At 48.8% G+C, this 21,347-nt stretch carries 15 protein-coding genes; 9 read left to right on the top strand and 6 right to left on the bottom strand.

What is annotated here, in order from left to right; all coding sequences use genetic code 11:
- Positions 1-8 precede the first annotated feature (8 nt).
- Positions 9-350, top strand: a complete 342-nt coding sequence (locus tag PCO85_16655; GenBank protein ID WJV52834.1) for a tryptophan synthase subunit beta — start codon at positions 9-11, stop codon at positions 348-350.
- 63 nt (positions 351-413) lie between these two features.
- Here the strand turns inward: PCO85_16655 and PCO85_16650 are convergent, their stop codons facing one another.
- Both PCO85_16650 and PCO85_16645 read right to left on the bottom strand, forming a co-directional pair.
- Entirely contained in the window at positions 414-2,354 is a 1,941-nt protein-coding gene (locus PCO85_16650) for an EAL domain-containing protein (protein WJV52833.1), read from the bottom strand.
- Between the two features lie 9 nt (positions 2,355-2,363).
- Complete coding sequence (locus PCO85_16645; GenBank protein ID WJV56116.1) at positions 2,364-3,017, bottom strand: transglutaminase-like cysteine peptidase; 654 nt, start codon at positions 3,015-3,017, stop codon at positions 2,364-2,366.
- A gap of 234 nt (positions 3,018-3,251) precedes the next feature.
- On the opposite strand from PCO85_16645, the gene murQ reads away from it, so the two are divergent.
- Together murQ and tadA are read left to right on the top strand one after the other, a co-directional pair.
- A complete protein-coding gene (gene murQ, locus PCO85_16640; GenBank protein ID WJV52832.1) occupies positions 3,252-4,145 on the top strand; it encodes an N-acetylmuramic acid 6-phosphate etherase in 894 nt (297 codons plus the stop codon).
- Positions 4,146-4,249: 104 nt separating this feature from the next.
- Complete coding sequence (tadA, locus tag PCO85_16635; protein WJV52831.1) at positions 4,250-4,756, top strand: tRNA adenosine(34) deaminase TadA; 507 nt, start codon at positions 4,250-4,252, stop codon at positions 4,754-4,756.
- 18 nt (positions 4,757-4,774) lie between these two features.
- On the opposite strand, the gene mltF is transcribed toward tadA, so the two are convergent.
- On the bottom strand, positions 4,775-6,220 hold the full coding sequence (gene mltF / locus PCO85_16630; GenBank protein ID WJV52830.1) for a membrane-bound lytic murein transglycosylase MltF: 1,446 nt from the start codon (positions 6,218-6,220) through the stop codon (positions 4,775-4,777).
- A 275-nt stretch (positions 6,221-6,495) separates the two neighbouring features.
- On the opposite strand from mltF, the gene purL reads away from it, so the two are divergent.
- The 5 genes from purL to glnB all read left to right on the top strand — a co-directional run bounded on the left by purL (position 6,496) and on the right by glnB (position 15,053).
- Positions 6,496-10,380, top strand: coding sequence for a phosphoribosylformylglycinamidine synthase (gene purL, locus PCO85_16625; GenBank protein WJV52829.1), 3,885 nt, complete (start codon positions 6,496-6,498; stop codon positions 10,378-10,380).
- A gap of 689 nt (positions 10,381-11,069) precedes the next feature.
- Positions 11,070-12,503: a HAMP domain-containing sensor histidine kinase gene (locus PCO85_16620; GenBank protein WJV52828.1), complete on the top strand. Its 1,434-nt coding sequence runs from the start codon at positions 11,070-11,072 to the stop codon at positions 12,501-12,503.
- Between the two features lie 2 nt (positions 12,504-12,505).
- Positions 12,506-13,276: a two-component system QseEF-associated lipoprotein QseG gene (qseG, locus tag PCO85_16615; GenBank protein WJV52827.1), complete on the top strand. Its 771-nt coding sequence runs from the start codon at positions 12,506-12,508 to the stop codon at positions 13,274-13,276.
- Entirely contained in the window at positions 13,273-14,610 is a 1,338-nt protein-coding gene (gene glrR / locus PCO85_16610) for a two-component system response regulator GlrR (protein ID WJV52826.1), read from the top strand. The genes qseG and glrR overlap by 4 nt, the downstream gene beginning before the upstream one ends.
- Positions 14,611-14,714: 104 nt before the next feature.
- On the top strand, positions 14,715-15,053 hold the full coding sequence (glnB, locus tag PCO85_16605) for a nitrogen regulatory protein P-II (protein WJV52825.1): 339 nt from the start codon (positions 14,715-14,717) through the stop codon (positions 15,051-15,053).
- 77 nt (positions 15,054-15,130) lie between these two features.
- On the opposite strand, the gene PCO85_16600 is transcribed toward glnB, so the two are convergent.
- From PCO85_16600 to PCO85_16590, 3 genes are all read right to left on the bottom strand, one after another.
- Positions 15,131-16,231 carry a pectinesterase family protein gene (locus PCO85_16600; GenBank protein WJV52824.1) on the bottom strand — a complete coding sequence of 367 codons (1,101 nt, stop codon included), beginning with the start codon at positions 16,229-16,231 and terminating at the stop codon, positions 15,131-15,133.
- 79 nt (positions 16,232-16,310) lie between these two features.
- Positions 16,311-17,987, bottom strand: a complete 1,677-nt coding sequence (locus tag PCO85_16595) for a GDSL-type esterase/lipase family protein (protein WJV52823.1) — start codon at positions 17,985-17,987, stop codon at positions 16,311-16,313.
- A 75-nt stretch (positions 17,988-18,062) separates the two neighbouring features.
- The gene (locus PCO85_16590) at positions 18,063-19,271 is read right to left on the bottom strand and encodes a polysaccharide lyase (GenBank protein ID WJV52822.1); all 1,209 of its coding nucleotides are present in this window, start codon (positions 19,269-19,271) and stop codon (positions 18,063-18,065) included.
- 691 nt (positions 19,272-19,962) lie between these two features.
- Here PCO85_16590 and glyA point away from each other — a divergent pair.
- On the top strand, positions 19,963-21,216 hold the full coding sequence (gene glyA / locus PCO85_16585; protein WJV52821.1) for a serine hydroxymethyltransferase: 1,254 nt from the start codon (positions 19,963-19,965) through the stop codon (positions 21,214-21,216).
- Positions 21,217-21,347 lie beyond the last annotated feature (131 nt).

The following is a 21,347-nucleotide window of genomic DNA, read 5'->3' as shown; positions in this document are numbered from 1 at the left end:
GGTTGTCTATGTTCTATATTTTGCGAGACAGCAATAGCAATTTAATCAGGGTTGAAGAGTCACCGTTTCCTGAAATGAATGGCGAACTAGCGGAAGATTCTGTGGAAGCAATCGCATGGCTGAACAATCAGGAAGTCATTTTGTCCAGTCTACAGAAGTTGCGCAACAGCGATCTGGAAATGGTTCGTGTGCTGGAAGATTTAATTCAGGTCTTGATCAATAAGGGTCAAGTGAATATCACGGATTTTCCTGTCGCAGCACAGATAAAATTGATTAATCGATCGCAGGCACGTGAAGTGCTGGGTGGGTTGGATGCATTGATCCGTGAAGATGAAGATAAAATGTTTTGACGATATATGGCTGTATATTGAGACGGCTTGCCGGGGAAACCGACAGGCCGTTTTTATGTTGCTCTATTCTGCGGCAACCGGGCTACCCAAAAGGCGTCCCATCGCACCCTGAATACCCATTTCCTGCAATACCTGCAATTCTCCCTCTGTTTCGACACGCTCGGCAATGAGTGGGAGATCGATATTGTTGGTCGCACGATGCAGCGCTTCAATAAACATTTTTTTGTCTTCTTCTTGATCAATATCGCGGATGTAACTTCCATCAATTTTCAGATAGGCAAGTCCCCATTGAGATAGGTTGCCGATCATCATAAAGCGCCCGCCAAAGTGTTGTAGACCTAACTTGCACTTGTACTCGTTCAGCAGTTTTACCAACGACTCCATATGGGCGGGGTCTGGCAGTTGATTTTCATCGAGTTCCATAATCAGACGTTTGGCCAGTGCAGGTTTAGACTGTAACGGTTTTAGCAACTGTTCCATCACTTGCAGGTCCAGTACGGTACTACCGGATAAACTCAAAGCCAGAGTACCTTCATGTTTTTCCAGGTGGGCAAGTGCATGCTTCACCATGATTTGATCCAGCCGGGTACTCCAGCCAAAACGTTGTATCCACGACAGAAATTTTCCGGCGTTAATCTTATTGCCCCGTTTATCAGTAATGCGGGCCAGCACTTTTTGGTGCATCACCTGTTCAGGGTGCAGGCAGTTAACGACGGGTTGCAGGAAGAGCTGAACCTGTTCCTGGTCAAGCAGTGGTTTCAGCAAACTAAACCAATAGTGTTGATCCTCGACCCATTGCGGGGACTCCTGATTGTTATCTTCCGATCTGATATCGACATTATGCTCAGCACGGGTGAGTAATTGATCTCCCTGGATAAACAAGGATTGAACGGTATCTCCGGTGTGGAATGGAACCAATACAACATGTGCAACCGGTGATATATCGGTTTCGTCGGCTAAAAACAGGGCTTCAATGCTTCGGGATAACGTGTCGGCCAGTATAGCGGCTTCTTTTTTTATCAGACCGGGACAAAACAAAGCGAATTCACCACCACGGATACGGGCGGTAACGCTATCGGGGCCAATAGTGTGTTTTTTGCATTGATGGATAATATTCGCCACTGAAATCAGTAATTCATCGGTTCTGGTACCACCAAGACGCTGGTTCATCTTGCCCAGGTCTTGTAACCGAATCATGAGGAGATAACCGGGAGCTGTATCCTCAGCACTAAGTTTTGTTTTTAGTTGGGTATCGAATGCGCGGCGATTGGCCAGACCGGTCTGTGGATCCTGATAGGCTTCCTGTCGTAATTGTTCACTGCGCTGAGCTTCTTCTTCGAACAATGTTTTAAGCTTGGTGACCATGAAATTCATGGCCTCAACCACCCGACGTAGCTCCGGCGTTTTCGGCAGATCAGATAAACTTAAAAATTCGTGACGACTGATGGCCATTGATTGTTCCACCATGTAGTCCAGGGGACGTAACTGACGGCGCAGAAAGAGAGCTCCGAGAGTCAGACCAATGGCCCCGCAGGCTAGCAACCAGACAAATGTGGCGACTGTACTTTGCCAGAGACGGGCGACAGCAAACATCGGATGACTGATGACTTTAACCCGGGCTGCCTGTTCCCAGCCACGCATGATGGTAGCTTCCCCGATACCCGGCTGCAAATTCACCAAATGGACAAACCAACTGGGAACATCCGGGATTTCAGGTGATGCGGTACGTTCCAGTATCACTTTATGGGTTGCTATATTCAGGACACGAATGCTGGAAAAATAGCCACTGTCAAAGATAGAACTGACCATGAGTTCTACCATGACAGGATCGTCAATATTGGGTGTGAGTGCTAACCCCAACGCTGTTGCCGAATCTTGTGCATGTGAGTTCAACTGATTGTTATATTGCTCACGGGAGCTTTCCAGGTTGGCAATGAAACCGCCACTGAACAGCACCAGCATAAACAAGCAGATGGCTATCAATAATTGTTTAAATAGCGACATAGCCTCGTCCTACTCTTCAATTGAAAATCCTTCAGCGCGCATCTTGATGAGTAAATCCTGCCAGCGCGAAAGGCGTTTACTGTCTCCGGCGCGTTTGTTACCGCTTGCGCCAGGCAGCCATAATCCCTCACCATTGAATGAATAAACTGGTAATAAATCAGTGCGTTGTGTGGCTGGCTGAATCTTATTGATCAAGCTATCCAGCACCAATGGAATAGCATTCGGAGTAGGGTAGTAACTCAGCACCATATGTGCACGGTTTAAACGCAGCGCCTTAACATAAGTGATACGTAATTTTTCTCGATCAACACCCAGATGGCGCAGTGTTATATATTTGGCGATGGCATAGTCTTCACAGTCACCTTCGCCTTTACGCAATGCTTCAATCGGTGTGGCCCAATAATCCACCTGGTGCCAGACATCAATATCTTCCTGATAAATAATTTTGCTATTGAAGAACCGGTTAACGGCGTCCAACTTCTGGTTTTCGGTTGTATTCCGCTGATTCAGCAACAGCGACTGCCACTCTTTTATTCGTTTGCGTGCATCAGGTGTGGCGGGGCCGTAAAGCTGGTCGGTGCGCTGTTCAATAGTAGCGAAATTCCAATTGGCATACAGAGAATCGGCCAGCAGCAGGAATACGCCAGTAAATAAATACAGCAATACTCTAAGGCATGATTGACAACGCCACTGGTATTTCAATCTGGCTTCTCTGCTTACCCAAAGGAATATCATCTAGCATTATTGCCCTGATGAATCTGACATTATAGACCGTCGCAGAATATCTTACTTTTAACATGCTAAAAAGAGCGTGTGTGGTGAAAGGGACGAAGGGGATAAAAAGGGATTAATATGGCACCAACGACGATACCATCATGGTTAAAAAGTGGGAAGAATATGGAATTAGGGTCATTGGTTTCAGAAACTCGCAACCCGGCGACGATGAATTTAGACCAGTTGTCAACGCTGGATATGATGACGGTATTTAACCAGGAAGATCAAAAAGTACCCGAGGCGATCAGTCAGGTACTGCCGGCGATTGCCCAGGTCGTTGAGGTTACCGCGGCCTGTCTGAAATCTGGAGGACGGTTGATTTATCTTGGTGCGGGAACCAGCGGAAGGCTGGGTGTGCTGGATGCATCAGAATGTCCACCTACCTTTGGTGTGCCTCATGGGTTGGTAATCGGTCTGATTGCTGGCGGACCCGGTGCCTTGCTAAAGGCGGTGGAGGGCGCGGAGGACGATCCCGGGTTGGGTGAAGCCGATCTGGTTACTTTGTCCCTGCAACCGGCAGATATGGTCATCGGTCTTGCGGCCTCGGGTCGTACACCGTATGTGCTCGGTGCATTACGTTATGCGCATCAGCTGGGATGCCATACTGCCGCGATCTCCTGTAACCCCCAGTCTCCGATTGCTCGGGAAGCGGAAATCGCGATTTCACCACTGGTAGGTCCCGAAGCGTTGACAGGATCAACCCGGTTGAAGTCAGGTACGGCACAAAAGCTGATTTTGAATATGATTTCTACCGGTGTGATGGTGAAGCTGGGTAAGGTTTATCAGAATCTGATGGTGGATGTGAAGGCTACCAATATCAAGTTGATGGATCGCGCCTGCCGTATTGTCATGGAGACAACCGGCGTAAGTAGGGCAGAGGCGCAGTCGGTGCTGGAACAGACCGACTACGATGTTAAACCGGCTATTGTGATGATCCTGGTCGGTTGTGACGCTGAAGAAGCACAACGGAAGTTGAGCCATCATAATGGTTATCTGCGTGCAGCGATCAGCGATTGATCGGTGTGAGAGCCGTTGCCGGTTACCGCTGAAATATTTCCCGCCGGGATGGCGTGTGTATAATGCCGCCCTCGGTATGGTTGTAAACGGTATCAAGAGGAATTATGAACCGCATAGTAGACGATGAATACTGGATGCGTCATGCTCTGACACTGGCACAGAGAGCCCAAAATGAAGGGGAAGTCCCGGTTGGTGCGGTTCTGGTGTGCAATGACCAGGTGATTGGCGAGGGTTGGAACAGACCGATAGGCAAGCATGATCCTACCGCCCATGCCGAAATGATGGCGTTGCGTCAGGGCGGACAGGTGTTACAGAATTACCGGCTGTTAAATACGACACTATATGTCACTTTGGAACCGTGTGTAATGTGTGCGGGTGCGATGATCCATAGTCGTATTGGGCGATTGGTTTATGGCGCGGCAGATGAAAAGACTGGTGCCGCAGGATCGTTGGTGGATATTCTGCATCATCCAGGGATGAATCATCAGATACAGATCACCCGTGGTGTTCTGGCGGAGGAGTGCGCTGCTATGTTGAGCGCCTTTTTTCGTATGCGGCGGGAACAGAATAAAGCGCGCCGAGTTGCGGGAAAAAGAATACTTCCTGAGTAACGGCGATGAGAAACGTATCTACCGTGGAAGTTTTTCTGGCGGTATAACCGGATAAGCCTGCCCGGCCAGCTTCTGCTGTTGCAATTTACTCTCTTTTTCTGACAAGTACCCGACCAGGCTAACCATATAACGCCGGATATTCTCGACATAGTTATAGGCTTCGTGACCGCGGGCATACCCGTTGGCCGTCTGGGTGTAGTAGCGTTTCTGGCTTAGCATCGGTAGCCGCATTTTTACATCAGCCCAACTGTCCGGATTCCCTTTCTGTTTTTCTGTCAATTTACGGGCATCCATCAGGTGGGCATACCCCATATTGTAGGCTGCCAGCGCAAACCAGATTTTTTCATCTTCGGGAATGGTATCTGGCATTCTTTGCATCATGTTCGACAAATATTGAGCACCACCGCGGATGCTTTCTTCTGGATCGAGTCGATCAGATACGTTCAGACTCTCTGCGGTATTGCGCGTCAGCATCATTAAGCCACGAACGCCTGTGGGTGAGGTGGCCAGCGGATTCCAGTGCGATTCCTGATAGGAAATCGCTGCCAGGAGTTTCCAATCGATATTCGTTGCGTATTTTTCAAACAGTGAACGCAAGGCCGGTAGCGTGTCATCAATGGCGGAGAGGAACGTCGTGGTATCTACATAATCAAATTCTCCCACATGACCCAGGTATTTCTCTTGCAGACGAGCAAGGGTACCGTCTTCCTCTATCTGGCTGAAAAAATCAAGAAGTGCCGCTGACAGACTGTCGTCGTGAGTACGTCGCATATACCAGGTTACGGGTTCTTCATCACTGATATCGGCTGCTACTGCCAGTTGGGGATGAATCCGCTGCATTAAACCAATAGTGACCGAGTCTGCCAATGTGTAATCAAGCTTACCATCGGCCACTTGTTTGAGCAGGTCTTGTGTGGAGATATTCGAGGTAACTTCCCATTTCAATTGTGGGTATTTATGAGCCTTCAAATCGCGGAGGGTTGCTGCATGGGCGGAGCCGGACAGGACAACCAGCCGGCCCTGAAGTTTATTCAGTGACGTCGGACGAGGCGTTCCCAGTCGATACACGAGCTGTTGAGACACCGAATAGTAGGTCGGTCCGGCTTTGAAACGCTTCAGGCGTTCATGATTGTAGATCAGACCAGCGGCCAGCAAATCGGCATTACCGTTATCAAGATCGTTGAACAGACCGTCAATGTTCTGGCGTGTCGAAACCACCAGCTGAACACCGAGGTAATCGGCGAACCGTTTTGCCAGTTCGTAATCCAGTCCTGCGGGGGAACCATGATTAAGGTAGTACGTCAAGGGGGAGTTGATAGTACTGACTCGCAACTCACCACGTGAAAGAATCTGCCTGAGCTGGACGTCCTGGCTGCTACGCCAGGGAATATTTGGCCATAGTGCCAACATCAACAGCAGAGCGATTACCCCGATGAAAAAATAATTTATCGTTAGACGCTTCAAATAGTTGTCTCTCGGCGACCTGATGGTCGGTCTGTCTGTAGCGGCAGTTTTTTATACGAAAAACCCGAGTCGGGGCATTTTGCGTAACAAATCGTCACTGTGCAACTTTTATTGACTTGGTTACAAATTGAGCTTGTCCGGTCGTGGATGTTGAACAATAGCGACGCAAACGGTTTCGTCGCGCGTCAGGATTCACTATAATAACGTGCGTTTCCCCCCTGTAGCGCCCATGACGCACTGCGGTCAGTGCATCGAAGATGAGAGAATTTTAGATTATGGAAATACTGCGTGGTTCACCTGCTTTATCGGCTTTTCGTATCAATAAACTGTTGGCGCGTTGCAATGAAAACTATCTGCCTGTCAGTGACATTTATGCTGAATATGTTCATTTCGCCGATGTGAGTGCCCCGTTAAGTAGCGATGAACAATCACGACTGACCCTCCTGCTGAAATATGGCCCTTCTCTCACGGAACATGAACCTTCGGGACATCTGATTCTGGTTACGCCTCGCCCAGGCACTATTTCTCCCTGGTCTTCCAAAGCAACAGATATCGCCCATAATTGTGGTTTGCAGAAAGTCCTGCGGCTGGAACGCGGTCTGGCATTCTATATTCATGCCCCGACACTCAGCGAAGCACAGTGGCAGGAATTGGGTGCTCTGTTACACGACCGGATGATGGAAAGCGTGTTCGATGATTTGCAACAGGCGGCACAACTGTTCACCCACCATCAGCCGGCACCGCTAAAACGAGTGGAAATTCTGCTACAGGGACGTCAGGCACTGGAGGCGGCTAATGTTCGTCTTGGCCTGGCATTGGCTGAAGATGAAATTGATTACCTGATGGATGCGTTTACCACACTGGAACGCAATCCGACTGATATTGAGTTGTACATGTTTGCTCAGGCGAATTCAGAGCACTGTCGCCACAAGATTTTTAATGCCGATTGGGTTATTGATGGGATTAAGCAGCCGAAATCGCTGTTTAAGATGATCAAGAATACCTATGAGCATACCCCGGATCACGTGTTATCAGCTTACAAAGATAATGCGGCGGTCATGGAAGGTTCGGCAGTCGGTCGCTTTTTCGCCGATACGAAAAATGTGTATGACTACCATCAGGAAGAAACCCACATCCTGATGAAGGTCGAAACGCATAACCACCCCACCGCTATTTCACCGTGGCCAGGTGCCGCTACCGGCTCCGGTGGCGAAATCCGTGATGAGGGTGCGACCGGACGCGGTGCCAAGCCGAAAGCTGGTCTGGTGGGTTTTTCGGTTTCCAACTTGCGTATCCCTGGATTCGTCCAACCGTGGGAACATGATTTTGGCAAGCCCGATCGTATTGTCAACGCGTTGAATATCATGGTAGAAGGCCCGTTGGGCGGAGCAGCGTTTAACAACGAATTTGGCCGCCCGGCATTGACTGGCTATTTCCGGACTTATGAAGAGTCTGTTGATAGCCATAACGGGGTCGAAGTCCGGGGTTATCACAAGCCAATTATGCTGGCGGGTGGGATTGGTAATATCCGTGCTGATCATGTGAAAAAAGGTGAAGTCAGTATTGGCGCTAAACTGATAGTCCTGGGTGGCCCGGCGATGAACATCGGGTTAGGCGGTGGTGCCGCTTCTTCCATGACTTCCGGCCAGTCTGATGCTGATCTCGACTTTGCTTCTGTACAACGCGATAACCCGGAAATGGAGCGTCGTTGTCAGGAAGTGATTGACCGCTGTTGGCAGTTGGGTGAAGAAAATCCGATTTTGTTTATTCATGATGTGGGGGCGGGTGGTCTTTCCAACGCGATGCCGGAGCTGGTAAGTGATGGTGGTCGTGGCGGTCGTTTTGAATTGCGCGACATTCTCAACGATGAGCCGGGAATGAGTCCGTTGGAAGTGTGGTGTAACGAATCGCAGGAACGTTATGTCCTGGCGGTGGCACCGGAGCAACTGGCGCTGTTTGATGAAATCTGCCGTCGCGAGCGGGCACCTTACGCGGTTATTGGCGAGGCTACCGAAGAACAGCATCTGACCATGAATGACCGTCATTTCAACAATAGACCAATTGATTTACCGCTTGAAGTGCTGTTGGGTAAAGTGCCTAAAATGCAGCGTGACGTTGTGCATCAATCGGTGGAAGGCACACCGCTTGATCGCTCGGGAATCTATCTGGCGGAAGCGGTGGAACGTGTGTTGCACCTGCCTGTGGTGGCGGAGAAAACGTTCCTGATCACCATCGGTGATCGCAGTGTGACCGGTATGGTTGCGCGGGATCAGATGGTGGGACCGTGGCAGGTACCGGTAGCGGATTGTGCTGTTACTACGGCCAGTCTGGATAGCTATTACGGTGAGGCCATGTCCATTGGTGAACGGGCCCCGGTGGCGCTGCGTAACTTCGCCGCCTCAGCCCGTCTGGCGGTGGGTGAAGCGTTGACCAATATTGCTGGTACGCAGATAGGTGACCTGAAGCGCGTCAAACTGTCAGCCAACTGGATGGCTGCGGCGGGACATCCGGGTGAAGATGCCGGCTTGTATGATGCAGTCAAGGCGATTGGCGAAGAGTTATGCCCGGCTCTGGGGTTGACTATCCCGGTGGGTAAAGATTCCATGTCGATGAAAACCCGTTGGCAGGAAGGGGGTGAGGAGCATGCGGTAACGTCCCCAATGTCGCTGGTGATTTCTGCCTTTGCTCGGGTTGAGGATGTTCGTAATACCGTTACGCCGCAACTGCGTTCCGGTCAGGACAACGCGCTGCTGCTGATTGATTTGGGGGCCGGAAATCATGCGTTGGCTGCCACGGCACTAGCCCAGGTTTATCGTCAGCTGGGGTGCAAGACAGCGGATGTGCGTAATGCTGATCAACTCGCCGGCTTCTTTAATGCCATGCAGAAGCTGGTAGCGGATGAAGCGTTGCTGGCGTATCACGACCGATCAGATGGCGGCTTGCTGGTAACACTGGCAGAAATGGCCTTTGCCGGTCACTGTGGTGTGACGGTTGACATCAGCTCGATGGGTGAGGACGCACTGGCTGTCCTGTTTAATGAAGAGCTGGGGGCTGTTATCCAGATTGAGTCGTCACGCCGTGCTGAGGTTGAGCGAGTGCTGGCTGACTTTGGGCTGGCGGATTGCACCCACTATCTGGGTACGGCAGAACCGGGCGATCACTTCGTTATCGCTCAGGGGAGTGAGATCGTTTACCACGAGAAGCGCACCACGATGCGTAACTGGTGGGCAGAGACTACGTGGCAGATGCAGCGTCTGCGCGACAACCCGCAGTGTGCTGACCAGGAGCACAATGCCAAGGCTGATGATAACGATCCCGGCCTGAATGTAGTACTGACCTTTGAACCGCAGGAAGATATTGCTGCCCCATTCATCAGCAACCAGTGCCGGCCTAAAGTGGCGGTATTGCGTGAGCAAGGGGTTAACTCTCATATAGAAATGGCCGCCGCATTTCATCGTGCCGGTTTTGAAGCCATCGATGTGCATATGAGTGATTTACTGGCTGGTCGGTGTGATCTGCAAGATTTCCAGGCTTTGGTGGCCTGCGGTGGTTTCTCTTACGGTGATGTGCTGGGTGCCGGTGAAGGGTGGGCGAAATCGATTCTGTTCAACAACCGGGTGCGTGATGAGTTCTCTGCGTTCTTCCTGCGTCCACAAACCTTGGCGTTGGGGGTCTGTAATGGTTGTCAGATGATGTCCAACCTACGTGAACTGATTCCGGGAGCTGAACATTGGCCTCGTTTTGTTCGCAATAAATCTGATCGTTTCGAAGCTCGCTTCAGCCTGGTTGAAGTTACTAATAGTCCGTCGCTATTTATGCAGGATATGGTGGGTTCCCGCATGCCGATTGCGGTTTCTCATGGTGAAGGACTGGTAGAAGTGCGTGACGATGCCCATTTGGACGCTCTGGAACAGAGCCGGCTTATTGCGCTGCGTTATGTCAATAATTACGGTCAGGTAACAGAAGATTATCCCGCTAATCCGAACGGATCACCCAATGGCATTACTGCGGTGACCAGCCTTAGTGGCCGAGCAACAGTGATGATGCCGCATCCAGAACGAGTATTTCGTACCGTGAGCAACTCCTGGCATCCGGAAGAGTGGGGGGAAGACAGCCCCTGGATGCGCATGTTCCGTAACGCTCGCAGACAATTGGGGTGATGCCGGAAATCTGCTTTACAGGTCGAAATCAAGAGACTTCGGACTCTTGATTTCTGATCTGTCTCAAATTGGCGACATTGAGTACTTCGGTTGTCTCAAAAAAGAGACTATTAACTGTTTGATTTATAATAATTAATTTAATAACGCTCAAGAGTGTCTCCTTCTGGAGACGGAACAACAAGTTATCGTCAGCAAATACTGATGATTGTTAGTGTTATTCCATATTTTCTCGTGGCGTATTTTTATTTGTTATTATTATTCAATGTATTGTGTTCCATCTTTAGTGCTTGGCATGATTGATGCATTTAATCATCAGCTGCTCATTCAACTGGTTATGACTGCATTGCCAACTAGCATATTTTCGCTCATAACATCCAGAATGACGCCAAAAGAAAAGGTGCCTATCGTCCACCTCAGCGATAACTGTACGTGCAAGCGAACTTTATCAAACATCGGGCGACACGTTGAGTGAGGCACCACCTATTTCCAACCCGGTCAGGCAATTATGCTGGACCGGGTTTTCTTTTTTATCATCATGTGAATGCTGTTCTGTTACATGAACATCCCATTTCCGATGGTATTTCTCTGATAATCACATCGTTATTGCGAGCCGTTACGCACCGCGATGGCGAAAACATTGAACTTTTATCTGAGTCAGTTAGCATCTGAACGGATTGAAAGGTAACGAGATGATTTCCTTGAAACGATGGCGTTTATTCCCGCGTTCTCTGCGGCAACTGGTTATTATGGCTTTTCTGCTGGTGCTTTTGCCGCTGCTGGTATTGGCGTATCAGGCTTATAACAGTCTTGATACGCTCAGTGAGCAGGCGGCGGGAATGAACCGTACCATGCTGGCTGATATCCGCCGCAGTGAAGCGATGTCTAGAGTAGCCTTGGCAATGGAGCGTAGCTACCGTCAATATTGTGTTCTTGATGATCAAACCCTGGCTGATTTGTATCAAAACCAGCGTAAGCACTATGCCCAGATGCTTGATGTTCACGCGTCTATTCTGCCTGATCCCAGCTATTACCAGAATTTACGTCAGTATCTAACGCAACTTGCAGACATTCGTTGCCAAAACGGTGGCCCAGAGTCGACCGCATCGGCTTTGCTGGAAACATTTTCCCACACCAATGCACAAATGGTTCAGGCCACCAGAGACGTCGTCTTTTCCCGTGGTCAGCAGTTACAGCAGGCGATTGCGGAACGTGGCCGATTTTTTGGCTGGCAGTCGCTGTTGCTGTTCCTGGTCAGCCTGCTGCTGGTGGTGTTGTTTACCCGTATGATCATTGGGCCAGTAAAAGGTGTTGAACGGATGATTAACCGGCTGGGCGAAGGGCGTTCGCTTGGGAATACCAGTACCTTTAAAGGGCCGCGGGAAATTCGCTCATTGGCGCAGCGGATTATCTGGCTGAGTGAACGACTGTCATGGTTAGAAGCTCAACGACACGAGTTTTTGCGCCATATTTCCCATGAGTTAAAAACTCCGCTGGCCAGTTTGCGTGAAGGGACAGAATTGCTGGCAGACGAAGTCGTGGGACCATTGACGGACGATCAAAAAGAAGTTGTGACCATTCTGGACAGCAGTAGTCGGCATTTGCTCGAGCTAATTGAACAATTGTTGGACTATAACCGTAAACTGGCTGATGCTCCGATGGAGTTTGAGTTAGTCGATGTAGACGACATCGTCGACATGGTTGTGTCCGCTCACAGTTTGCCAGCACGGGCCAAAATGATGCAAACGCAGGTTGCATTGGATGTCACGCATTGCCGAGCTGAAACGACATTACTGATGCGGGTGATTGATAATCTCTATTCCAATGCGGTGCACTATGGACAGGAATCCGGTAACATTTGGGTTTATAGCCGTCAGGTAGGACAACGTATCCAAATCGATGTTGCCAATAGCGGTACGCCGATTCCCTGTGCAGAGCAAAACATGATTTTCGAACCTTTTTATCAGGGCGTCCATCAACGTAAAGGTGCGGTAAAAGGTAGTGGTCTAGGCTTAAGCATTGCTCAGGATTGTATCCGTCGTATGCATGGTGAACTGAATTTGGTTACGGTTGACTACGCTGACGTCTGTTTCCGTATTGAGTTACCATTAACTGCTGAGAGTTAGCTATGAATGCACGGCCTGTTTATTCTGTGTCCCAACTGCGTCCTGCTGTTTTGTTGTCAGCATCGCCGGGCCATGTATTTAAGCGTCCGATGCTGCTTCTCCTTTTGTCGCTGGTGGGTTGCACCGATAACGTTATTCACCGCACTGACACTCATGATGTGATAGATACTCCCCCTAAAGAGCAGGTAGCAGATTATCATAATGTCCCGTGTGTCCATCTTTGGCGAGTTGACAGCCAGGAGGCGATGAATAATGCCTTGTACTGGCTGCGTGTGATGGACTGTGCTGGGCAATTAACGCCGATTCAGGCCCGGGAAGCGTCACTACTGTTGACGGGACAAGACTGGGCCGTGACGTTCAAACAGGGCATTCTGCTGGATAACGCCGATGCTTCTCCAGCGGAACAACGTCAAATTCTCGAACATATTAATAGTAACCGACAGTACGTGCCGCCAGCAGTACTTCCTTTGCTGCAAATCTGGAGTGATAAACAGAACCTGAGGATTTCGTTGGCGGATGAGCAGTTGCGTGCTCAGCGGATACAGGATGTCAGTGACAAACAGATCGGTGAATTACATGAGCAGCAGGCTCAGTTGCAATATCAACTTGAAACAACGACCCGTAAACTGGAAAGCCTGACTGACATTGAGCGCCAGCTTTCGTCACGTAAGCAGACATCTGGTACGCTCTCGGATGGCGATGAACATCAAGTGATTTCCCCAGTGCAGCCAGGAACAGAAAAGGCAGTTAAAAAAGGGGCCGGAGACGAATGACGACACGGAAAGCTGCTAACCTACTGCTGGTAGACGATGATCCCAGTTTATTGAAATTACTTGGCATGCGTCTGACCAGCGAAGGATTTAGTGTAATTACGGCTACCAGTGGGCAGGAAGCACTGAGGTTGTTGGTGCGTGAAAAAATCGATCTGGTTATCAGCGATTTATTGATGGATGAAATGGATGGGCTGGCATTGTTTGCAGAGATCCAGAAAAATCAGCCCAGTATGCCGGTAATCATCTTGACGGCACATGGTTCCATTCCTGATGCCGTTGCTGCAACGCAGCAGGGCGTCTTCAGCTTTTTGACCAAGCCCGTTGATCGGGATGCATTATATAAGGCTATTGATGAAGCGCTGGCTTTGTCAGCACCCGTAGGTGATGACAGCTGGCGGAAAACGGTAGTAACGCGCAGTCCATTGATGTTGCGTTTACTTGAACAAGCCAAAATGGTCGCCCAATCTGATGTCAGTGTGCTGATTAACGGACAGAGCGGGACCGGGAAAGAGGTATTGGCACGAGCTATTCATGCTGCCAGTCCCCGGGCTAAAAGAGCATTTGTTGCCATTAACTGCGGTGCATTACCTGAGGCTTTACTGGAGTCGGAATTATTTGGTCATGCCAAAGGTGCATTTACCGGTGCGGTGAGTCAGCGCGAAGGGCTTTTCCGCGCGGCGGAAGGTGGTACGTTGTTTCTGGATGAAATTGGCGATATGCCGTTGTCATTACAGGTTAAACTGTTACGCGTTTTGCAGGAGCGTAAGGTTCGTCCGTTGGGCAGTAATCACGACCTGGATATCGATGTACGAATTATTTCAGCTACGCATCGTGATTTACCAAAAGAGATGGAAAAAGGGGAGTTTCGTGAGGATCTCTACTATCGTCTGAATGTGGTGAATATGAAAATCCCGACGCTGAATGAGCGTGCCGAAGATATCCCTTTACTGGCCAATCAGTTATTAAAGGAAACGGCAACCCGGCATAAACCGTTTGTACGCAGTTTTTCTACTGATGCGATGAAGCGGCTGATGACGGCTAGTTGGCCGGGTAATGTGCGGCAACTGGTAAACGTGATAGAACAGTGCGTTGCATTGACCAGCGCGCCGGTTATCAGTGAAGTGCTGGTGCAGCAGGCGCTTGAAGGTGAAAATACCGCACTGCCGACGTTTGTAGAGGCCCGTCATCAGTTTGAGCTGAATTACTTGCGTAAACTGCTGCAAATTGCCAAAGGAAATGTTACACAGGCTGCCAGAATGGCTGGGCGTAACCGGACCGAGTTCTATAAGTTGTTGGCACGTCATGAACTGGACGCCAGTGATTTTAAAGAATAATGTTAATTGACTGTAAACTATTTTAATCGCGTGTGTCGCAGTCTGTCTATTCACTACTGCCTGGCGCTAGCCGCTGTAAAGTTACTATTAAGTAAGGTTTCATCATGAAAAAAATTGACGCAATTATCAAACCATTCAAGCTGGACGATGTACGTGAGGCACTGGCTGAAGTAGGCATTACTGGCATGACGGTAACAGAAATCAAAGGGTTCGGTCGTCAGAAAGGCCATACCGAACTTTATCGTGGGGCTGAATACATGGTTGATTTTTTACCAAAAGTAAAAATAGAGATTGTGGTGGCCGACGATATTGTGGATACCTGCGTGGAAACCATTATGCAGACGGCACAAACCGGCAAGATTGGGGATGGTAAAATCTTTGTCTTTGATGTTGCACGTGTCGTGCGTATTCGCACCGGAGAAGAAGACGAGGAAGCGATCTGAAAGCCTGCAGTTTTCCTCGTTTGTAAAAGCCAGTCTTCGTGGCTGGCTTTCTGTTTTGAAATGGTATGACGCTGCGGCTACGGCAGCGTAGGTACCCAACCATCAAGCACTTTCAATTGTGTATACTCAGCCGCTTCCGCATTACTCAGTTGGCGACGCTGATCGCTCTTTTCTGCCCCGGCTCCATAGGATTTATATTCGAAGAAGCGTGAATCCTCCGGATAAAACCAAATGGTATTGCCATTTATGTCTTTACCGGACATTTTATCCCAGCCATAAATATGGTCATCCATGCTGGTGTTAATAAACACGGTTTGCCCGATCGCATTAGGATCAGCGTAGCGACCATCAGAAAACGTAGTCGTGGGGTGCCACGGGCGACCTAGGCCGTAGCTTTGGGTCGGAATGGCATCACTTTCTTTTATAACCCGGCTATTTGTGAAAATCAGTCCGTATTTCTTGTTAATATTAGTACTGGGGGCGGTCAGATAACCATAGACATTGCCGCTTTTGACATCCAGACGGTTGCGAGCAACCAGGTCGCAATTATCAAACAAGGCAGTCCCACTGCCAAAAATGAAATCCACCGTACCGCTGATTCGACAATCGGAGAAGAAGCTACGTACACCAGATACGTATAGCGTATCCTGATAGCTTATCAGGCTGACATCTTTGAAATAGGCTCGATCACTATTAGCCGTGACATACAGCGCTACGGCCTGAGTGCTGGTGATTTTCGTGCTATCGCTGTCACTTTTAGCCTGGTTGGCCGGGAAATCAAAATCGTTGCGAATAGTCAGTGATTGCGCGCTGAAATCGTTGGCATTGACTTTCACGGTGCTGCTGCCGGATGTTCCCGATTTAGTCCCATCTGATTTCAGTGTCCCTGCGGCGGTTGTGGCGGCGATAATGGTTCCGTCCCGACTTTGACCTTTTAGATGCAGGTTGGCGCGAGTGATAGTCAGGCGTTCGTGGTAAAGGCCATTTTTAATATAAATCACAAATGAGGTGTTATCTGCCGGGGCGCTGGCAATGGCATCCGCGATGGTCTTAAACGTTTTGCTGTCTCCCGGTGCAGTAGACACTACTGCATTATACGATTGAGCAGCCTCTACAGTGTGCCAGGGGGCTGCAATCAGGAGCGCTAGTGCTAACGTACCACAGGTTGTTTTCAGCATAAAAAATTCCTTATGAGTTAGTGTGTTCAGAGTTCAAGAGTTCTTCCTCCGCGGGAAACAACGGGCAGAAACCGCATCATTACCGAGCGTTATGAACAAGCTTTTCTGCCAGCGTGTGCAGTTCCGGCGTATGACGTATGGCATCTGCCACCATGGTGGATATTGCTATAGCGCCCCTCTGTTGGAAGTGGGTTGTGTCGGGTTTGCTTAGACTACCGCTTTGATCCTGATAATAGGGGTAGAGAATCGGATCAACGGCCAGCCAGTATTGCTGCCACTGCGTGCCATCATGCCGATTGGCTAACGCAATGGTTGCTGTTTCTATATCTAATAGCGGGATTTGAGTATCTTTGGCGGTATCTTTGATCGTTTGGCTGTAATCCCCAACGAAGGCATATCCGTCAGCGGCGTTTTGACGAGTAAAATGGTTGTGAACGACTGGCGTACCACTTTTGCCTGCCGCATTTTTTACTCGTGTCGTCGGTGTCAGTAGAACTGGCGTCATGTGATGTTGCTGTGCATAGCGGATATAGCGCTTTAGTGACATCTGGAACGACATATCGGGTTTCCCTGCGGGGTATTGCAGTTTGCCGGCCGCGTTATTGGGATAAGTGCACAAGTTCTCGACATCAGCTATGCCACGAACTGCTTTGCTGCCGTTACAGTTCTGATCGTTATGTCCCATATTGATGAACATGTAATCGCCGCGCCGCATGAACGGTTCCATCTGCCGGAACCAGTCTTCATTATAAAAATCACGAGAGCTACGGCCTGAACGGGCACCATTGACAACCTTAACGTTGCTGGCGGGACGAAATTGTTGTTCAAATACCTGTCCCCATCCCATACGTGGAAAGCGCGCCTTCTCATAAGTGGCCGCAGTGGAGTCACCGACAATAAAGATTCGCACGCTGGCTTTTTTGAGTGCATCGAGCCGCTGGTGTGCGAAAGTGTAATCCAGAGGTTCATAGCTACCCTGCGCGTTGAGGCCAACAATCGGGCGGAAGGCAATATCGGTTAATACGGTATGTCCGGCTTGTCCGGTATTGTTGTGGTAGTTACGGGCATGATTAATCACTTGCAGAACTCGTTTTACTGCCTGGCGTTGATCTGCTGTGTATTTCAGCGGGTCAAACTGTTCTGGTGCGGTAATACCTGCCTGTTTTAGTGCGTTATCAAATCCGTTATGAAATGCTAAATAGGCACTTTCCCATGCGCTGGTTTTGAGCGCTGGCAAGATGGCATCATCAATAAGTTGCTGTGGCCCGATATACCCCGTAGCGGTAGCGACATCTGAAGCAATGCGATCAGTCAGTGGATTGATATTAATGATATTTTCCTGACCTTCAATGGGAATGGGCACCAATGCGCTCAGGCAGATTGCTCGTGGTTTGTTACTCAGTAAACAATTTTCCCCTCCCGTTTCAATGGCAGACAGTCGTAATGGCGCCAACATATCAGAAACGTCTGCGTGGTAACGCCCGCGATTATTTGTCCTCACCTGGCGGATTTTTCCTTGCTGATCTTTGATAGTGACGGTAGCCGGATAAATCATGTTGCGATGTGCAACCATTCCACTGAGACGGGTATGCGGCTTTAGCGTTGTCGTAGGGAAAACGGCTTCGGAAGATAACGGGTTCTGCTGACTGGCTGATACTGGAATTGCTGTAGACGAGAGTATGTCTGCCTGAGCGAAATGGCTACAGGCCAGGATAAGCAAAGGGAATATTTGTTCACCTGAAACGTGTTTCAACATGATTATTGTTTTTCTCTTATGTTGTTCAGGATAAAAAAACGGCCGCTGATGGCAGTGGCCGTCTGTTGTACATGCTTATAATTTACCGTATCCGGCATTATTGTTGATGGTCGTCATCAAACTGGTGGTCATCGTTTTCGCCGTATAGCTGTAAGGAATTTTCGATGTGTAGGCGCTGAATCCACAGCTGGACAGCTCGACTGAGCTGCCGTTAAAGATAGAACCTTTATCTGAGAAAATGGTGCCATTAAAGTTTTTTACAATCTTGCATTTATCAGTGAGGTTACTGATATTAAATCCATTTTTTTCAGAAAGCAGACTGCCACTGGTACCGATGCCGAAGCTATAGAGATAAGGGTAGACTGCGTGTTTTTTGTCCCCTAAATAGACGTTGTTGAATGCATGGATATTCCCGAAGCGAACGCGTGGGGTACGCTCAGTCACACGGTCAAACACGTTGTTAAAGAAGGTAACGTGCAGTTTTCCCTTATCCTGTGAGGCGTTGCTATCGCTGTGGCCAATCAGAATGGTTTTGTCGTGTAATTCAAAGCGGCTATTGGATACGGTGATGTAGTCGGCCCCTTTTTTGATATCCAGTGAACCATCGTGCTGCACATAGGTTTCGCCGTTTTTCGTCGTATATTGATCATCTGTAAAGCTGCCATCAGTAATAGTGACATGGTCAACCCATACATGATCGGAGTTATCAATGTTCATGGCATCCCATTCAGCATTCCAGCCATCACCATCTTCATATTTCGGCGCGATATCGATCGGCGTTTGGATATAGATGTTACGTACGATAACGTTGCTGACGCCTTTGATAATTAACGAACCATTGGTGAATTTGCCTTTGCTGCCAATACCGATGATAGTGGTATTGGAGGGGATGCTGAGTTGGCTGCGGGATTTCTGATCTGATGAGCTGGTGTAGGCTGTGCCCCCACTGATATCAATTGGGCTGGTAATCTGGATGATTTTGGCCGTACTGCCTTTTGACAGTGCGGTTTTGAATTCAGAGATATTTTTGGCGGTATAGATATTGGATGAACTGGCTTTGGCACCTCCGGTGGTAGAACCACTCTGAGATGCCCAACCAGCGGAAGGCGCTGTAGTAAGGGCTTCGCTGGTAAGAACGCTGGCTGCATTTGCGCTTGATACCATTACGGCGGCTGTGATCATGGTAGCCAGCAAATGTTTTGAAGTGGTAAGCAGGCCACAGGAAAAAGAGGAACATCCTGTAGCTTTCATTTTAGAAACGGAAGTCATACTCGTGTTGTTCATGGTAATTTCCTTATATAGTCACGTAATTAAAATTATCTTTTACATAAAATGAAATAATATTTTATTAATGGAAATAATTTTTTTTGTGATCGAAACCTGCTTTATGGTTTGGCTTATGTTCAGCGTTACTAAACTGTGACTGATACCGGTAACGAGAAGTAACAATGGATGTAATAACATTCTCTTTTTATGAACAATAAAGAAGCCGCATAGCGGCTTATCAAAGGAAAATTCTGATGTGGGTGACGTTGTTGTTACTTAAAATTACTTTATGTGGGTCAACGCATTCGTGATGGATAAGTGTAACGAGAACATCTATTGCATTAACCGATGATAAAAGCACGCGGTGGGTGGTTATCTAACCGGGTGATGCTTCGTTAGTGTTGCCTCTTTTAACGTATTTTAAATGAGCTTTAATCAACTCGTGCAGCGCGGTAAATGTTCACTGATAAGGTGACCTTATTTTATAAAAGGGGTGACAATATGAAAAAATCACAGGTTGAAAATGAGGAAAACTCGGTTTGAAAGTGAAGCGGGAAAACAGTCACAAGCCTTGTGCTGTCTGTAGCTAATCGTTTGCGTAAAAACCTCTGTCAAGACCTATCTTCACCAGTCTAAAACGGTTTACACTATAGACCAGTGCCCAAAAGGGTGATTTCGTATAGCAAGTTAGCTGAGTCAGGAGATGCGGATGTTAAAGCGTGAAATGAACATTGCCGATTATGATGCCGAATTGTGGCAAGCAATGCAGCAAGAAGTGGTGCGTCAGGAAGAGCATATTGAACTGATTGCTTCAGAAAACTATACCAGCCCCCGCGTCATGCAGGCTCAAGGGTCTCAGCTGACCAATAAATATGCAGAAGGTTATCCGGGAAAGCGTTATTACGGTGGTTGCGAGTATGTTGATGTAGTAGAACAACTGGCGATTGATCGTGCAAAAGCGTTGTTCGGTGCAGATTATGCCAATGTTCAGCCACACTCCGGTTCTCAAGCCAACTTCGCTGTTTATACCGCGTTACTACAACCGGGCGATACGATTTTGGGGATGAATCTGGCACATGGCGGTCATCTGACCCACGGTTCGCCGGTCAATCTGTCTGGTAAGTTGTATAACGTGATTCCTTATGGTATCGACGACAATGGCAAAATTGACTACGACGAAATGGCTGAGCTGGCGCGTACTCATCAGCCGAAAATGATCATCGGTGGTTTCTCTGCCTATTCTGGTATTGTTGATTGGGCGAAAATGCGTGAAATCGCTGACAGCATCGGTGCTTATCTGTTTGTGGATATGGCTCATGTGGCTGGTTTAGTGGCAGCTGGCGTTTACCCGAGCCCGGTTCCGCATGCACACATTGTTACCACTACAACGCACAAAACCCTGGCGGGTCCGCGTGGTGGCCTGATTTTGGCTCTTGGTGGTAGTGAAGATCTGTATAAAAAGCTGAATTCTGCTGTATTCCCGGGCGGACAAGGCGGCCCGCTGATGCATGTTATCGCTGGTAAAGCGGTAGCACTGAAAGAAGCGATGGAGCCTGAGTTCAGGGTTTATCAGCAGCAGGTGGCCAAGAATGCCAAAGCGATGGTGGAAGTTGTGCTGTCCCGTGGTTATAACGTGGTCTCCGGTGGTACAGATAATCACCTGTTCCTACTGGACCTGGTGAGTAAAAATATCACCGGTAAAGAGGCTGATGCCGCACTAGGTCGCGCTAATATCACCGTGAACAAGAATAGCGTACCTAACGATCCGAAGAGCCCATTTGTGACGTCCGGTGTTCGTATCGGTACGCCTGCCGCTACCCGTCGTGGCTTCAAAGAAGCTGAAGTTCGCGAACTGGCTGGCTGGATCTGTGATGTACTGGATAACATCAATGACGAAGCCGTTATTGAACGTACTAAACAGAAAGTTCTGGATATCTGCGCCCGTTTCCCGGTTTACGCATAATCTTCTGATACCGGGGGTTTGCCCGGTCGCTATCTGAAAAACGCCAGCTGCGATGCTGGCGTTTTTTGTTCTCTCCTTCGCTTATGTATCACCATTGCACGATAGGGTGCACTCTGCCAGAGTAATCAGCC

Source organism: Prodigiosinella aquatilis, from assembly GCA_030388725.1.
In the GTDB taxonomy this organism is placed as follows: Bacteria; Pseudomonadota; Gammaproteobacteria; order Enterobacterales; family Enterobacteriaceae; genus Prodigiosinella; species Prodigiosinella aquatilis.
This window is presented reverse-complemented; position numbering and strand designations above follow the sequence as displayed.

Coding starts and splice junctions, on each gene's coding strand:
- PCO85_16655 (WJV52834.1), top strand. CDS start 9: ATGTTCTATATTTTGCGAGACAGCAATAGCAATTTAATCAGGGTTGAA.
- PCO85_16650 (WJV52833.1), bottom strand. CDS start 2,354: ATGTCGCTATTTAAACAATTATTGATAGCCATCTGCTTGTTTATGCTG.
- murQ (WJV52832.1), top strand. CDS start 3,252: ATGGAATTAGGGTCATTGGTTTCAGAAACTCGCAACCCGGCGACGATG.
- tadA (WJV52831.1), top strand. CDS start 4,250: ATGAACCGCATAGTAGACGATGAATACTGGATGCGTCATGCTCTGACA.
- purL (WJV52829.1), top strand. CDS start 6,496: ATGGAAATACTGCGTGGTTCACCTGCTTTATCGGCTTTTCGTATCAAT.
- PCO85_16620 (WJV52828.1), top strand. CDS start 11,070: ATGATTTCCTTGAAACGATGGCGTTTATTCCCGCGTTCTCTGCGGCAA.
- qseG (WJV52827.1), top strand. CDS start 12,506: ATGAATGCACGGCCTGTTTATTCTGTGTCCCAACTGCGTCCTGCTGTT.
- glrR (WJV52826.1), top strand. CDS start 13,273: ATGACGACACGGAAAGCTGCTAACCTACTGCTGGTAGACGATGATCCC.
- glnB (WJV52825.1), top strand. CDS start 14,715: ATGAAAAAAATTGACGCAATTATCAAACCATTCAAGCTGGACGATGTA.
- PCO85_16600 (WJV52824.1), bottom strand. CDS start 16,231: ATGCTGAAAACAACCTGTGGTACGTTAGCACTAGCGCTCCTGATTGCA.
- PCO85_16595 (WJV52823.1), bottom strand. CDS start 17,987: ATGTTGAAACACGTTTCAGGTGAACAAATATTCCCTTTGCTTATCCTG.
- PCO85_16590 (WJV52822.1), bottom strand. CDS start 19,271: ATGAACAACACGAGTATGACTTCCGTTTCTAAAATGAAAGCTACAGGA.
- glyA (WJV52821.1), top strand. CDS start 19,963: ATGTTAAAGCGTGAAATGAACATTGCCGATTATGATGCCGAATTGTGG.